General features: G+C 61.0%; 17 protein-coding genes and 1 pseudogene. 11 read left to right on the top strand and 7 right to left on the bottom strand.

Annotated elements, in window-relative coordinates; translation table 11 throughout:
- Window positions 1-47: 47 nt before the first annotated feature.
- On the bottom strand, window positions 48-989 hold the full coding sequence (gene xerD / locus ASF70_RS18215) for a site-specific tyrosine recombinase XerD (RefSeq protein WP_062581749.1): 942 nt from the start codon (window positions 987-989) through the stop codon (window positions 48-50).
- Window positions 990-1,017: 28 nt separating this feature from the next.
- Window positions 1,018-1,176 carry a hypothetical protein gene (locus ASF70_RS24360; protein ID WP_092660944.1) on the bottom strand — a complete coding sequence of 53 codons (159 nt, stop codon included), beginning with the start codon at window positions 1,174-1,176 and terminating at the stop codon, window positions 1,018-1,020.
- Between the two features lie 145 nt (window positions 1,177-1,321).
- Between ASF70_RS24360 and ASF70_RS18225 the strand changes: the two genes are divergently transcribed.
- The 3 genes and pseudogenes from ASF70_RS18225 to ASF70_RS18235 all read left to right on the top strand — a co-directional run.
- The gene (locus ASF70_RS18225) at window positions 1,322-1,927 is read left to right on the top strand and encodes a shikimate kinase (protein ID WP_062581752.1); all 606 of its coding nucleotides are present in this window, start codon (window positions 1,322-1,324) and stop codon (window positions 1,925-1,927) included.
- Complete coding sequence (gene aroB, locus ASF70_RS18230) at window positions 1,924-3,054, top strand: 3-dehydroquinate synthase (RefSeq protein ID WP_062581754.1); 1,131 nt, start codon at window positions 1,924-1,926, stop codon at window positions 3,052-3,054. Before ASF70_RS18225 ends, aroB begins: the two co-directional genes overlap by 4 nt.
- A gap of 29 nt (window positions 3,055-3,083) precedes the next feature.
- Window positions 3,084-3,938 (top strand): annotated as a pseudogene (locus tag ASF70_RS18235) (transporter associated domain-containing protein); the annotation flags it as partial.
- 7 nt (window positions 3,939-3,945) lie between these two features.
- Here ASF70_RS18235 and ASF70_RS18240 read toward each other — a convergent pair.
- Entirely contained in the window at window positions 3,946-4,227 is a 282-nt protein-coding gene (locus ASF70_RS18240) for a BolA family transcriptional regulator (RefSeq protein WP_062581759.1), read from the bottom strand.
- Window positions 4,228-4,343: 116 nt separating this feature from the next.
- Here ASF70_RS18240 and ASF70_RS18245 point away from each other — a divergent pair, with 116 nt between their 5' ends.
- The 4 genes from ASF70_RS18245 (at window position 4,344) to ASF70_RS18260 (ending at window position 9,019) form a co-directional block, all read left to right on the top strand.
- On the top strand, window positions 4,344-4,991 hold the full coding sequence (locus ASF70_RS18245; protein WP_062461786.1) for a J domain-containing protein: 648 nt from the start codon (window positions 4,344-4,346) through the stop codon (window positions 4,989-4,991).
- Between the two features lie 62 nt (window positions 4,992-5,053).
- Window positions 5,054-6,046, top strand: a complete 993-nt coding sequence (gene cobS / locus ASF70_RS18250; protein ID WP_062583028.1) for a cobaltochelatase subunit CobS — start codon at window positions 5,054-5,056, stop codon at window positions 6,044-6,046.
- Window positions 6,047-6,098: 52 nt separating this feature from the next.
- Window positions 6,099-8,015, top strand: a complete 1,917-nt coding sequence (gene cobT / locus ASF70_RS18255) for a cobaltochelatase subunit CobT (protein ID WP_062581761.1) — start codon at window positions 6,099-6,101, stop codon at window positions 8,013-8,015.
- Window positions 8,016-8,059: 44 nt separating this feature from the next.
- Complete coding sequence (locus tag ASF70_RS18260; protein ID WP_062583030.1) at window positions 8,060-9,019, top strand: esterase-like activity of phytase family protein; 960 nt, start codon at window positions 8,060-8,062, stop codon at window positions 9,017-9,019.
- Between the two features lie 32 nt (window positions 9,020-9,051).
- On the opposite strand, the gene ASF70_RS18265 is transcribed toward ASF70_RS18260, so the two are convergent.
- Both ASF70_RS18265 and rpmB read right to left on the bottom strand, forming a co-directional pair.
- Window positions 9,052-9,693 carry a queuosine precursor transporter gene (locus tag ASF70_RS18265; protein ID WP_062461780.1) on the bottom strand — a complete coding sequence of 214 codons (642 nt, stop codon included), beginning with the start codon at window positions 9,691-9,693 and terminating at the stop codon, window positions 9,052-9,054.
- Window positions 9,694-9,800: 107 nt separating this feature from the next.
- On the bottom strand, window positions 9,801-10,103 hold the full coding sequence (rpmB, locus tag ASF70_RS18270; protein ID WP_062461777.1) for a 50S ribosomal protein L28: 303 nt from the start codon (window positions 10,101-10,103) through the stop codon (window positions 9,801-9,803).
- Between the two features lie 256 nt (window positions 10,104-10,359).
- Between rpmB and ASF70_RS18275 the strand changes: the two genes are divergently transcribed.
- From ASF70_RS18275 to ASF70_RS24780, 3 genes are all read left to right on the top strand, one after another.
- Complete coding sequence (locus ASF70_RS18275) at window positions 10,360-11,136, top strand: DUF3108 domain-containing protein (protein WP_062581763.1); 777 nt, start codon at window positions 10,360-10,362, stop codon at window positions 11,134-11,136.
- 28 nt (window positions 11,137-11,164) lie between these two features.
- Window positions 11,165-12,049 carry an EamA family transporter gene (locus ASF70_RS18280; protein WP_062581765.1) on the top strand — a complete coding sequence of 295 codons (885 nt, stop codon included), beginning with the start codon at window positions 11,165-11,167 and terminating at the stop codon, window positions 12,047-12,049.
- Window positions 12,050-12,355: 306 nt separating this feature from the next.
- A complete protein-coding gene (locus tag ASF70_RS24780; RefSeq protein WP_256413811.1) occupies window positions 12,356-12,481 on the top strand; it encodes a hypothetical protein in 126 nt (41 codons plus the stop codon).
- A 39-nt stretch (window positions 12,482-12,520) separates the two neighbouring features.
- Here ASF70_RS24780 and ASF70_RS18285 read toward each other — a convergent pair whose 3' ends face one another.
- Together ASF70_RS18285 and gloB are read right to left on the bottom strand one after the other, a co-directional pair.
- Window positions 12,521-12,937 (bottom strand): cupin domain-containing protein, encoded by a 417-nt coding sequence (locus ASF70_RS18285; protein ID WP_062581767.1) that lies wholly within the window; start codon window positions 12,935-12,937, stop codon window positions 12,521-12,523.
- Between the two features lie 4 nt (window positions 12,938-12,941).
- Window positions 12,942-13,712: a hydroxyacylglutathione hydrolase gene (gene gloB / locus ASF70_RS18290; RefSeq protein WP_062581769.1), complete on the bottom strand. Its 771-nt coding sequence runs from the start codon at window positions 13,710-13,712 to the stop codon at window positions 12,942-12,944.
- Window positions 13,713-13,800: 88 nt separating this feature from the next.
- Between gloB and ASF70_RS18295 the strand changes: the two genes are divergently transcribed.
- On the top strand, window positions 13,801-14,562 hold the full coding sequence (locus ASF70_RS18295) for a class I SAM-dependent methyltransferase (protein WP_062461762.1): 762 nt from the start codon (window positions 13,801-13,803) through the stop codon (window positions 14,560-14,562).
- The last annotated feature ends 71 nt before the right edge of the window (window positions 14,563-14,633 follow it).

Consider the following 14,633-nt stretch of genomic DNA (forward strand, 5'->3'; position numbering starts at 1 on the left):
TGTTTTTCTCTTGAGGAACGTAGCGTTCCAATTTTCGATCGGGGCTTCTAATCCCGGTTTTTGGCCTGTTTTGCAAGAGGGTGATGTGTTTGCACCGTCTGGCGAAGCCGTTCTTCCAGGACATGCGTGTATATTTGAGTGGTGGAAATGTCTGAATGTCCAAGCAGTTCCTGCACCACGCGAAGGTCGGCGCCATTCGCCAAAAGATGGCTTGCAAACGCGTGGCGCATCACATGCGGCGAGATCGCAGCGGTTTTTAAGCCCGCCCGCGCCGCCAGTCCCTTAAGGTCGCGGGCAAAAACCTGGCGGGGAAGATAACCTTCCTTGCTGCTGGAAGGGAAGAGCCAGATGCTGTCCGCATCTTTTTCGCGGCTGCTCCGCATTTCGCCATAAACCTTCATCGCGGCGATGGCCGAGCGGGAGAGCGGCACCAGCCGTTCTTTGTTGCCCTTGCCGCGCACCATCAGGAACCGGCCTTCCTGGTCCAGCACCTTTGCCGGCAGTGAGACGAGTTCGCTCACCCGCATTCCCGTTGCATAAAGAAGCTCCAGCAGGGCCAGCATGCGCGCGCGGGAAATCTGGTCGGGTCCCGGTTGTGCCGCTTCCTTCATGGCAAGACTTAAAAGACGGGTCACGTCTGCCTCGGTCATGATCTTTGGCAGCGGCCGACCCTTCTTCGGGGCGTCCAGAATGGATGTGGGATCGTCGGTGCGCAGGCCTTCGGCATAGAGGAACTTGTAGAACTGTCGCATGGCAGATAGCCGCCGTGCCTGCGAGGACGCGGCAAAGCCCTGCTTGCCGAGATGGCTAAGATAGGCCGACAGATCGGCGCTTTGCGCAGACGACGGCGTCGATTTGTGGGTCGCGAGGAAGGAATGCATGTCCTCCAGATCGCGCTCATAGGACGAAAGCGTGTTCATCGCCGCACCGCGTTCGGCGCTCATCATTTCCAGAAAGGCTTCGATGTGAGCGCGAGACAGGTCTGCCATCGGTACGTCCTAGCCCTTATTCGGGCGGTCAGGGCTTCTGGGCGGGCGGGTTCAGCCGCTCGGAGGGCACGCGCACCGTGACATCGCGTTCGCGCGGCTCCACCAGAAAGACCAGTGCCACCATGCTTCCGTAGATGATGCCAGCGATCACCGCGAGCACGAATAGAAACCGGAACAGGGTAGGCATCGAGAACTCCGCTTCGTTGCGCTGCACTATATCCGTAAATGTTTATAGATCGACAAGAAGAAACGGTGAGGGCGGTGTTTCAGGCGCCGCGCGGCTTGACGCCCATCCCGCATTTGTCGATACCGTTTCGCAAACGGACGAGACGATGAACGAAGTTGCATCCATTGCGGAACAGTCGCTCAAGCAGCGGGCGAGCGCGGCACTCGATGGCCGCAACCTGACCCTTGTCGGTCTGATGGGAGCGGGCAAGTCGGTGATCGGAAAGCTGGTCGCCCAGGCGCTCAACGTGCCCTTCGTCGATACCGACGCGGAAATCGAAAAAGTTTCCCGCATGACGATCTCGGAGCTTTTTGCCGCATACGGCGAAACGGAGTTCCGGGCGCTGGAAACGCGGGTCATCGAGCGGTTGCTGAAGCAGGGACCGCGGGTGGTCTCGACCGGCGGCGGTGCCTTCATCAACGAGGCGACCCGCGCGCAGATCAAGGCCGGCGGCGTTTCGCTCTGGTTGAAAGCGGATCTGGATGTTCTGTGGGAGCGCGTCAACCGGCGCGATCACCGCCCGCTTCTGAAAACCGAAAACCCGAAGCAGACGCTGGAGAACCTGATGATCCAGCGCTACCCGATCTATGCCGAAGCCGATCTCACCGTGCTGTCGCATAATGTCCGCAAGGACGTGATGGTCAACGAGGTGCTAAAAGCGCTGGCCGGGCTTCCCAAGGCCGGCCTTGCAAAGACAGGTGACATGCCATGAACGAAACCTCCCGTGCTTCCGAACGCCTGGTGCATGTGCCGCTCCAAGGGCGCGCCTACGATATTCTGATCGGCCCCGGTCTCATCGAGCGCGCCGGCGGCGAGATCACGTCGCGGCTGAAAGGCCGGCGCGCGGCGATCGTAACGGACGAAAACGTGGCACCGCTCTATCTCGAAGCGCTGATGGACAGCCTCCAGACCGACGGCATCGAAGCCGTATCGCTGACGCTGCCGGCCGGCGAAAAGACCAAGAGCCTCGAACACCTGTCAACCGTCTGCGACATGGTTCTGTCGGCCCGGATCGAACGTAACGATGCCGTGATCGCGCTTGGCGGCGGCGTGATAGGCGATCTCGCAGGTTTTGCGGCAGGCATCGTGCGGCGCGGCGTGCGCTTCGTGCAGATCCCCACCTCGCTTCTGGCGCAGGTGGATTCGTCCGTCGGCGGCAAGACGGGCATCAACACCCGTCACGGCAAGAACCTGCTCGGCGTCTTCCACCAGCCGGATCTGGTTCTCGCCGATACCGCAGCACTCGACACGCTGTCGGAGCGGGAGTTTCGCGCAGGCTATGCCGAAGTCGCCAAATACGGGCTGATCGACCAGCCGGATTTCTTCGAATGGCTGGAAAAGAACTGGAAGGCCGTGTTCTCAGGCGAGCCCGAGCGGATCGAGGCGATTGCCAGAAGCTGCCAGTCGAAATCCGATGTGGTGGTCGAAGACGAGCGCGAGACCGGCCGTCGCGCGCTCCTCAATCTCGGTCACACGTTCGGCCACGCGCTGGAAGCCGCCGTCGACTATGACGGAAAGCGCCTCGTTCATGGCGAGGGCGTCGCGATCGGCATGGTGCTGGCCTACCAGTTTTCGGCCCGCATGAACCTTGCGAGCCCTGATGATGCCAGCCGCGTCGAGGCGCATCTGAAAGCCGTCGGCCTGCCGACCAGGATCAGCGACATTCCAGGTGACTTGCCGCCGACGCAAAAGCTTCTCGATGCGATTGCGCAGGACAAGAAGGTCAAGAGCGGCAAGCTCACCTTCATCCTCACCCACGGGATCGGCCAGTCCTTTGTTGCCGACGATGTACCGTCTTCCGAAGTGCTGAGCTTTCTTGACGAAAAGCGGAGCCGATGAGCGCGAAACGCAGCCTGCCATCGCGCCTGCTGAACGCGGTCATCCGCCGCCTGCTTCGCATGTCCGGCCTGTCGCTGTCACCGGAAACGCTGGTCTTTGCGGACCGCGACGATCTGCATTCGGCACTCGAGGCCCGGCACCGGGAGCGCGATCCCGTGCAGCGGGACCGCAACCGGCTGAGCGGACTGTTCGAGCTTCAGGAGCTCGAAGTCTCCGACGTTATGCGGCATCGCACCGTCATGCGCGCCTTGAACGCCGACGATCCGCCCGAGGTTCTGGTGCGCACCGTGTTGGAAAGCCCCTATACCCGCATGCCGGTGTGGCGCAATTCGACCGAAAACATTATCGGCGTGCTGCATGCCAAGGACCTGTTGCGCACACTTGCCGACGTGGAGGCCGACGGGGCCCCTGTCGATGTTGTGAAGATCGCCCAGCGGCCGTGGTTTGTGCCTGATAGTACCAGCCTCAAGGACCAGCTTGCCGCGTTCCTGAAGCGCAAGGTGCATTTCGCGGTCGTGGTCGACGAATATGGCGAGGTGCAGGGCATCGTCACGCTGGAGGATATTCTCGAGGAAATCGTCGGCGATATCGCAGACGAGCACGATATCGAGGTCCGTGGCGTGCGCCAGGAAGCGGACGGCTCGATCCTGGTCGATGGCTCGGTGCCGATCCGAGATCTCAACCGGGCGCTCGGCTGGAGCCTTCCCGATCAAGAGGCGACGACGATCGCCGGCCTCGTCATCCACGAATCAAAGCTGATTCCCGAAGAGCGTCAGGCCTTCACCTTCCACGGCAAGCGCTTCATCGTCCTGAAGCGCGAGAAGAACCGCATCACGCGGCTCAGAATCCGCCCGGCAGTCGAGACAGCGCTGCCCGGCGAATAGGTCTCCGCTACCAGCGCGTCGCTTCGCCCGGTGCTGCAGCTTCCACGGCCAGCGCGTGCAGGCCTGCGTCAAGTTCGGGCTTCAGCAGCGCATTCACCGCCCGGTGCCGGTCGAGCCGGCTCTTTCCCGCAAATGCCGGAGACACGATCCGCACCCGCATATGGGTCTCGCCGGTTCCTGTAATATCCGGCTGATGTCCGGCGTGATGCTGGCTTTCGTCGATCACCTCGAGCCGATCGGGGGAAAGGTTGTCGCGAAGCGTGGCTTCGATGCGGGCTCTTACGGTCATGTTCGGTTTCCTTTGATGGCAGACAGGGCGACGCAGAAGGGCATCTCAGAAACCAGCAACAAACCGGTTTGTCAATTCTTGTCCCGTCCTGAAGGCGGCCCCATAATAGGAGCCTTATGAAACTCGATTCCAAATATTTCGACCGTATCCGGACGCGCCGGAACAGGCAGCAGGAAACGGCTGCGCAGGCTCCGACCTGCCAGTGGGACGGGTGCGACAAGCCCGGCGCCCACCGCGCGCCCGTGGGTCGAAATGCCGAGGGACAGTTCTTCCTGTTCTGCTTCGAGCATGTGAAGGAATACAACAAGGGTTACAATTATTTCTCCGGCCTGTCGGATGGCGAGATTGCGCGCTACCAGAAGGAAGCGATCACCGGTCATCGCCCCACATGGACGGTTGGCGTCAATAAGGCGGCGAAAGACGGCCCATTGCATTCGAGCGCGCGCTCCAGTGCAGGCGGTGCCAGCGGAACCGCTTACGCGCAGCAGCGTTTCAAGGATCCGTTCGGTTTCGTTTCTCAGGCCCGGGCGGGCACCGGTGGACGGTTCGAAACGCAGGGACGAAAGCTGAAAACGCTGGAAGCCAAGGCTTTCGATACGCTGGAACTGGCGGCAAACTCGAATTCGACCGATATCAAGCGGCGCTACAAGGAACTGGTCAAGAAGCACCACCCGGATGCCAATGGCGGAGACCGCGGTTCTGAAGACCGTTTTCGCGCCGTCATTCAAGCATACCAGTTGTTGAAGCAGGCGGGTTTCTGCTAAGCCGTAAAATTATATGGCAGCGAGGATGAAGGCCGGGTATTTGCCCGTGCCCTGGAGTTATGATGAGCAAGATAGACTTAGACATTTCCAACCTTCCCGACACCACAGTCTCCGTCCGGGAAGTTTTCGGCATTGATTCCGATTTGAGGGTTCCGGCCTACAGCCACGGCGACCCTTACGTTCCGGACCTCGATCCGGACTACCTGTTCGACCGCGACACGACGCTCGCTATCCTCGCAGGCTTTGCCCATAACCGCCGCGTCATGGTGTCCGGTTTCCACGGGACCGGCAAATCGACCCATATCGAGCAGGTTGCGGCCCGCCTCAACTGGCCTTGCGTGCGCGTCAACCTCGACAGCCACGTCAGCCGTATCGATCTCGTCGGCAAGGACGCGATCGTCCTGAAGGACGGCAAGCAGGTTACAGAATTCAAGGACGGCATCCTGCCCTGGGCCTACCAGCACAATGTAGCACTTGTGTTCGACGAATACGATGCCGGGCGCCCGGACGTGATGTTCGTTATTCAGCGCGTGCTGGAATCGTCGGGCCGCCTGACGCTTCTCGACCAGAGCCGCGTCATTCGTCCGCACCCGGCATTCCGCATCTTCTCGACCGCCAACACGGTTGGTCTGGGCGATACGACCGGCCTTTATCACGGCACCCAGCAGATCAACCAGGCACAGATGGACCGCTGGTCGATCGTGACAACGTTGAACTACCTGCCGCACCAGAAGGAAGTCGATATCGTTGCCGCCAAGGTGAAGTCGTTCGGCAAGACGGCTGAAGGTCGCGAAACCGTGTCGAAGATGGTGCGCGTCGCCGATCTGACCCGCTCCGCCTTCATCAACGGCGACCTGTCCACCGTGATGAGCCCGCGTACGGTCATCACCTGGGCCGAGAATGCCGAGATCTTCGGTGATGTCGCCTTTGCCTTCCGCATCACCTTCCTCAACAAGTGCGACGAGCTTGAGCGCACGCTGGTGGCCGAACAGTATCAGCGCGCCTTCGGCGTCGAGCTCAAGGAAAGTGCCGCCAACATGGTTCTCGGCGCTTAATGAACGTCGGCAGGGGCGTGACCTAACGCGCCAAGCGAAGGAAATGCAGGCCATGTCAGGTCGTGGAGACAATTCGAAGCCCAAGTCCAGCGGCATGGTCGATACCGAGCCATTGCGCCGGGCGATCACCGGTTGCGTCCGGTCGATTGCCGGCAATGGCGAGGTCGAGGTGTCGTTCGCCAACGAGCGGCCCGGCCTTGCCGGAGATCGCATTCGTCTGCCTGAGATCTCCAGGCGCCCGACGGCCCATGAACTGGCCGTCACCCGTGGCCTCGGCGATTCCATGGCGCTGCGGATTGCCTGCCACGACACGGCCATGCATGCCAATCTGGCGCCGCAGGGGTCTGATGCGCGCACCGTGTTTGATGCGGTCGAACAGGCCCGGATCGAATCGATCGGCGCGCTGCGGATGACCGGCGTTGCCTCCAACCTCAACTCGATGCATCAGGAAAAATACGCCAAGGCGAATTTTACTGGCATTGAGCGTCAGGAAGACGCACCGATCGGCGAGGCGATCGCCATGCTGGTGCGCGAGAAACTGACCGGCGTGAAGCCGCCCGAAAGCGCCGGCAAGGTGCTCGACCTCTGGCGTCCGTTCATCGAGGACAAGGCGTCGGGCGATCTCGACAATCTGAGAAATGTCATCGAGGACCAGCAGGCCTTTTCCAAGGTCGTGCGCCGCATGCTGTCATCCATGCAGATGGCCGAGGATCTCGCCAGCGACGACAGCGAGCCTGAGGAAATCGACAACCAGAACGACGAGGAACAGCCGAGCAGCGGCGAGACCGAGAACGAGGAAGTCGAGGAAGAAGCCGGATCGGACGCCGCGCCCGCCGAACAGAGCGACGTTGCCGACGACGACATGGACGAAGGCGAGATGGACGGCGCCGAAATGTCGGACGAGGAGATGTCCGACGAAAGCGACGATCACTCCGAGACGCCGGGCGAAACCCGCCGCCCGAACAGCCCGTTCGACGATTTTAACGAGAAGGTGGATTATCACATCTTCACGCAGGAATTCGACGAGGAGATCACCGCCGAAGAATTGTGCGACGAAGCAGAACTCGAGCGGCTGCGTGCCTTCCTCGACAAGCAGCTTGCGCATCTGCAGGGCGCCGTCGGTCGTCTGGCCAACCGGCTGCAGCGCCGCCTGATGGCGCAGCAGAACCGTTCCTGGGATTTCGACCTGGAGGAGGGCTATCTCGATCCGGCCCGCTTGGTGCGCCTGATCATCGACCCGATGCAGCCGCTTTCCTTCAAGAAAGAACGCGATACGCAGTTCCGCGATACGGTCGTGACGCTTGTTATCGACAATTCCGGTTCGATGCGCGGCCGTCCGATCACGGTTGCGGCAACCTGCGCCGACATTCTCGCGCGCACGCTGGAACGCTGCGGCGTCAAGGTCGAGATCCTCGGCTTTACCACCAAGGCCTGGAAGGGCGGCCAGAGCCGCGAGAACTGGCTTGCAAACGGCAAGCCTGCGACGCCCGGCCGTCTCAACGATCTGCGCCACATCGTCTACAAGTCCGCCGATGCTCCGTGGCGCCGTTCGCGCCGAAATCTCGGCCTGATGATGCGCGAAGGCCTGCTCAAGGAAAACATCGACGGCGAAGCGCTGATGTGGGCGCATAACCGCCTCATCGCGCGGCCGGAACAGCGCAAGATCCTGATGATGATCTCCGATGGCGCGCCGGTCGACGATTCGACGCTTTCGGTCAATCCGGGCAATTATCTGGAACGGCATCTGCGCGCCGTCATCGAACAGGTCGAGACCAAGTCGCCTGTCGAGCTTCTGGCGATCGGCATTGGCCATGATGTGACGCGCTACTATCGCAATGCCGTGACCATCGTCGACGCAGACGAGTTGGCAGGTGCGATGACCGAGCAGTTGGCCGAACTCTTTGCCGATAAGTCGTCGGCACAGGGCGCCCGTGGCGCCCGCGGTGGCCGTATGCGACGGGCAGGCTGAGGGCTTCGGTGAAGTCCTTGCGCGTCGCCGTAGCTGCGGCTCTGATGTCGACTGCACTGGCCGCTCTGCCGGCCGGTGCCGCAGGTCCTGATGTAGAGGCGAGTGTCCATACCATTTCCCGTTTCAAGACGGGCTCTGACGCCACCCGTTTCGGCAAGCTCGAATTTTTGGGCGGGCTGCAGTTCTCCTCAAATGACAGCATGCTGCAATCGCTATCCGCGATCCGATTCCGTCCGGACGGTAAGAGTTTTGTTTCGGTGCTCGATACCGGTCACTGGCTGACCGGGCAGATCGAACGGGATGCGGAGGGCCGTCTCTCGGGTCTCAGCCGCCTGCAGGTGTCGCCACTGCTCTACAGGGGCGGGCGGCCGGGGTCGAAGTTCCATTCGGATGCGGAGGGTCTTGCCCTGCGTAAGGGCGAGGCAATGGTAAGCTTCGAGCAGCTGCACCGCATCGAAACCTATCCGGATCCCGGTTTCGAGGCTTCAGGCCCGACGCGCACCATAGACTTCGTCTTTCCCCGTAGGGAATTGCGGATGAATGCCGGCATGGAAACGCTGGCACTCTCGCCTGAAGACAGCCCGCTCAAGGGCTCGCTCGTGACGGTCACGGAACACAGCCTCGATCAGAACGGCAACATGTTTGCGGCCATTCTCGAGGGACCGCTGAAGGGCGTTTTCAAGATCGTCCGTCACGACCCCTATGACGCGACCGATGGCGCATTTCTTCCTGATGGCGACTTTCTGTTGCTGGAGCGCCGCTTCAGCTTTCTCGGCGGCCTCGGCATGCGCATCCGCCGCTTCGACGCCGCAGAGATTCGTCCTGGTGCCCTAATCGACGGCGAGGTCCTGCTGGAAGCGGATATGACCTACGCGATCGACAATATGGAAGGTCTCGACGTGATCGAGGCGCCCGACGGCCGCCCGCATCTCATCCTCGTCTCCGACGACAACGGCAACTTCCTGCAGCGCAACCTGATGCTGGAATTTCGGCTCGCGGAATAAGAAAGGGAAGCTTCAGGCTCCCCTTGATTATGTCACACGGTCTTTGCAGTGACCTGCGGCATCGGCCGCAACACGGTCATCAGCGCGCCATAGGGCAGCAACAGCACGATTCCGACGAGGATCTTGACCACGAGGTCGCCGAGCGCCCAGGAAACCCAGCGCGGGGCTTCGGTCGAGAGTGCGCCCAGAATCGGAGACCAGCCGACGGCGAAGTCGTCATTGGCGCCGAGGAAGGCGAAGATCGGGGCAAAGGCCAGCGAGAAGAACAGCAGTGTATCAAGCGCCGATCCGAGCAGGGAGCCTGCCAGCGGCGCCTGCCACCAGGACTGGCGACGCAGGCGGTTGAACACCGAGATGTCCAGAAGCTGGCCGACCAGATAGGCGGTGCCCGAGGCGATGGCGATGCGCGGAGCGGATGCCCAGAGCGACAACGTTACGCCGAAGATAAAGCCGACCAGAACCACACGGCGTGCGATTGTCGTCCCGAACTGGCGGTTGGTCAGGTCAGTGACGAGGAAGGCGAAGGGATAGGTGAAAGCGCCCCAGGTCAGGAGATCGCCAAGGGCTACTCCGAAAAGGCTTCCTGTGACAGGGAACTGTACGAGGAAGTTCGAGGCGACGACGACCGCTGCCATCAGCAGGGCATAGATAAGGGTATAGCGTTTCGCTTGCATTTTTTTATCCTGGGGTATGCCACCAGTTGCGGATATGACCATGAGAAAGGGCTTGTCCGGTTATCCGGTCAAGCCCTCTTCAAAGCCGGTGATGTCGAAGGTGCTGATTAAGCAGCAGCAGTCGCTGCTTCTGCAGTCTTCTTGGCAATCTGGCGACGCAGAAGACGAGCGCGCATGGACAGCTCAGTCTCGCTGGACTTCAGAAGGAAAGCGTCGAGACCGCCGCGATGCTCAACGGAGCGAAGCGCGTGAGCGGAAACCCGCAGACGGAAGCGCTGGCCGAGCGAATCGGAGATCAGAGTGACCTGGCACAGGTTCGGCAGGAACCGACGACGGGTCTTGTTGTTGGCATGGCTGACGTTATTGCCGGTCATTACGCCCTTGCCGGTCAGTTCGCATACACGAGACATGGGATACACCTTTGTTCTATTCTGCAATTGGAAGCAATTTTCGGACAATGCCCGACATGCCGATCCAACTGGTCCTGAGTGGAAAGTTGCGGTTCTATAGTCAGTGGGGTCCGGCGCGTCAAGCCAAAACCTTGCGTTTCGGACTCTCCTGTCGTCTCCGGGCGCTTTTTCCAGCTGGCGCATCGCTGTTTTCTTGCCATTATGGTCAGTCACACTCGGCAGGCAAATCGCTTCATCCTATCCGTCAGGGCCATTCATGTTTTCTCGCAGATATTTCGCCGTCGCCCTGTCTTCTCTTCTGACTTTCGGTGCAGCTACGCCATTGATGGCGGCGGAAACGCGCCAGGTCAGCCATTACAGTATCACGCTTGGCATATTGCCGATCGCGACGGCGAGCTTTTCGAGCGAATTTGACGGTGGGCAGTACAAGATCAACGGCACGTTCAAATCTGCCGGTATCGCCGATATCATCAGCAAGGTTTCTGCGGAAACCAGCGTGACGGGTCGCATCCAGGGCCAAAAGCTGCAGGCCGACCGCTACAATCTTGCCTATAATGTCGGAAAGCGAAAGCGCGTCTACGATATCTCCTACAGCAACGGCAACGTGACGGATACGAAGATCACCCCGCCGCCTCGCCGCAACCGGGAAGACTGGGTGCCGGTGACGGACAAAGACCTTCGCGCCGTGCTCGATCCCTTGAGCGGGCTGATCTTTCCGGCGGACGCCAAGATCTGCCCGAACCGGTTGCCGATCTATGACGGTGAATCGCGGATGGATCTTGTGCTGTCACCGATGGGCACCAAGCCGTTTACAGCCGAAGGGTTCAAGGGAGAGGCCGTCGTCTGCTCGATCCGCTACACGCCCAAATCCGGCTTCCGGCGCGGTCGCAGCGATATCGAGTATCTGCGCAAGACGCCGATGGAAATCTGGTTTGCCAAGGTTGATGGCGCGAATGTATATGCTCCGGTCTACGCCCGTATCCCGACCAGGATGGGGCCGCTCTACGTGACGGCCGTGAAGATCGGCGATTAGCAGATCGGCTTATGCCGAAGGAGGCATAGTGAAGATCCGGGGGACGCTGATCGGTTTTACGGCCATTCTGATGTGGTCGCTTTTGGCGCTGATGACGGCGGCATCCGGCAAGGTTCCGCCCTTCCAGATGAACGCGATGACGTTTGCGATCGGCAGTCTGCCGGGGCTGATCCTGTTCGCCTTCAGGCCTGAGCGCATCCCGTTGCTCAAACAGCCCGCCAAGGTGTGGATCATCGGGATCGGCGGACTGTTCGGCTACCACTTCCTGTACTTTACGGCGCTGCGCAATGCGCCGGCCGTCGAGGCTGGTCTGATCGCCTATCTCTGGCCGCTGCTCATCGTCGTTGGCTCGGCGCTTCTGCCGGGCGAGCGGCTGCGCTGGTACCATGTCGCCGGTGCGGTTGCCGGGCTTTGCGGCACGATCGCCATCGTCTCGCGCAACGGCCTGTCGTTCGACGGTGCCTATACGCTGGGTTATGGCACAGCCTTAATCTGCGCCTTCACCTGGGCGGGGTACTCGCTGCTTACCCGCAGCTTCGACCGTGTCTCGACCGACGTGGTGACCGGGTTCTGCCTCGCCACATCGCTATTGTCGCTTGTGTGTCATCTGGCGCTGGAGACCACGATTTGGCCGGCGGACGCCAGCCAGTGGGCGGCGGTCGTCGGCCTTGGCCTGCTGCCGGTTGGCGCCGCCTTCTACGCCTGGGATTACGGCGTCAAGAACGGTGATATCCAGGTGATCGGCGCCGCAAGCTATGCCGCGCCGCTGCTTTCGACCCTGATCCTGGTGCTTTCCGGCTTTGCCGAACCGGACTGGCGCATTCTCGCGGCCTGCGTGCTGATCACCGGTGGAGCGGTGCTTGCTGCACGTGATATGCTGCGGCCGAAATCGAAAGCTGTCGAAGCGGATTAGCAGCCTGAGCGTCAGGCTTTGGGTGTGTTGCCTGCAACTTATCCGCTAGATTGCCATCGCAACAGCGAGTGATCTGCCGACGATGTCGATCATCCATAACGAACGAACCAAGTACGTCGCCAATTCCTTCGACCGGGCGTCGACGTCCTGTCTCACGGTTGGCGTGTTTGCTCCGATCGCCGCGGCGATCTATGCGCCGTCAGTCTCGACTGGAAACGCTTTTATACTTTCGGTTGTGGGACCCGGTTGGCTTTTTGCCGCCGCTATTCTACATTGGGGAGGCAAGCGTATATTGAGGAAGCTGCTATGACAGGTTTGCAGATATATGCGTTCATCGTTCTTCCGCTCTCAATCGCGGCTTTGGGATGGGCCTATGCCTATTTCACAGTGCGACAGCACGAACGGAAGTATGGCAAGCGCAAGGAAGACTAGGCGCTCCACACCGGTTTGTGCTCGGGTTTGTGCACGCCCTCAACCCGGCTCCCAGCCAGGCGCTGCCATCTCGAAGCTCGCAAACTCGAATCCCGGCGCGACCGTGCAGCCCACCAGCGTGTAGGCGCCGAGTGGTTCTGCTGCCTGCCAGGCATCGGCCGGCACCACGGCCTGTGGCCGCTCGCCGTTGGCCAGATCCACACCGAGCCGGATTTCCTCGACGGTCGTTCCATCCGAGATCTTCAGAAGCAGCGGATCGCCGGCATAATAGTGCCAGACTTCCGCTGCATCGCGCACCCGATGCCAGTGCGATTTCTCGCCGGCCTGCAGCAGATAGTAGATCGCTGTCGAGGCGCCGCGCCCGGTGCCGTCGCCATCGCGAAACGTCTCCGCATACCAGCCGCCTTCCGGGTGGCGCTGCATGCCGAGCGTGGTGATGATCTCTTGTGGCGACATCGCTTTAGAAATTGTCCTTGCGCTTGCGGATTTCGGCAAACACTTCCTCGTTGGTTTTGCCTTCCATGATCAGGTTGCGGCGGATCGCGGGATCGGCGGGGCGCAGGAACGGGTTGGTTTCCTTTTCCAGGCCCATCATCGTCGGAATGGTGAACTTTCCGTCGGCGCGCAGTTCTTCGATCTCGGCGGCGCGGGTCTTCAGCCGCTCGTTGTCCGGATCGATCGTCAGCGCGAAGCGGGCGTTGGAGAGCGTGTATTCATGGCCGAAATAGATCGCCGTCTCATCGGGCAGAACCGCGAGCTTCTGCAGTGAAGACCACATGTCGCTGGCGGAGCGTTCGAACAGGCGGCCGCAGCCGAGCGCAAACAGCGTGTCGGCGGCAAACAGGATCTTGTCGTCCGGAAAATGGAAGCAGATATGGCCGGCCGTGTGGCCTGGCGTCTCGATGACGCGAACGAGATGGTCGCCGAAATGGAACTCGTCGCCATCTGCGACTGTCCGGTCGAGGCCGGGGATCGCCACCGCCTCGTTGACGGGGCCGATGATCTCCAGTCCCAACTTCTCCTTCAACGCCAGATTGGCTTCCACGTGATCGGTGTGGTGATGGGTGGTGAAGATGTGGGTGATCGTCCAGCCGCGGCGGGCGGCGGCCTCGATGATCGGTTTTTCTTCCGGCGCATCGATCGAAGCGGTCAGTCCGCTTTCGGGATCGTGCACGAGAACGCCGAAATTATCGCTCCGGCAGGGAAAAACTTCGAGTTCCAACGGCTTCATTCTGCCTCACCTCTTGCTCAATTCCACTTGGCAGACAATGTAGAGACTGGTGCCTTGAAGTCCAATCACCTTCAGCGAGCAATTAATCTTGTCCGTCGATATCGTCGATCTGCGTGAGTTCTATCATTCTGCCCTTGGCCGGTTCGCCGAGCAGTCGATCGTCGTGGCGTTGTCGTCGCTCTGGGCGCGCCTGCCGGAGGAGCGTCTGGTCGGGCTTGGATACGCGGTGCCCTATCTCGATCACTTCCGGGCCGATACCGAGCGCACCTTCGCTTTCATGCCGGCCGGGCAGGGGGCGGTGAACTGGCCGCCGGGCGAGCTTTCGAGCACGGCTTTGGTGTTCGACGAGGAATTGCCGCTGCCGGACAGTTCGGTCGATCGCGTGCTGCTTGTGCATTCGCTGGAATTTGCCGAAAACCCGCGCGAGACTCTGAAGGAGATCTGGCGGGTGCTGGCGCCCGGCGGGCGGCTGGTGATCGTCGTTCCAAACCGTCGCGGCGTCTGGGCACGGATGGAGCATACGCCTTTCGGCTCCGGCCGCCCCTATTCGCGGGGACAGTTGACCACGCTGATGCGTGAGACGAACTTCACGCCAGGCGCCAGCGCCGAGGCACTGTTTTTCCCGCCGTCGAAGGCGCGAACGATCATGAAGATGCGGCAGGTGTTCGATCGTATCGGTCGTCGCTTCTGGCCGGTGTTTTCCGGCGTCATCGTGCTGGAAGCGCAAAAGCGGCTGTATCAGGGGCTGCCGGTTGCAGCCCGCGCGTCGAGGCGCGTGTTCGTGCCGGTCATGGCACCGCGCGGCGTGCCGACGACGCGGACGCAACCCGACACGCCCAAAGGCTCTTAAAACCGGCTCGACATTGGGCCTTTTGAGCTTTAATGCCTGAGCATACCCTGCCCACAGACATTACCGAGAAG

The organism is Rhizobium sp. Leaf321 (genome assembly GCF_001423215.1).
Classification (GTDB): domain Bacteria; phylum Pseudomonadota; class Alphaproteobacteria; order Rhizobiales; family Rhizobiaceae; genus Neorhizobium; species Neorhizobium soli.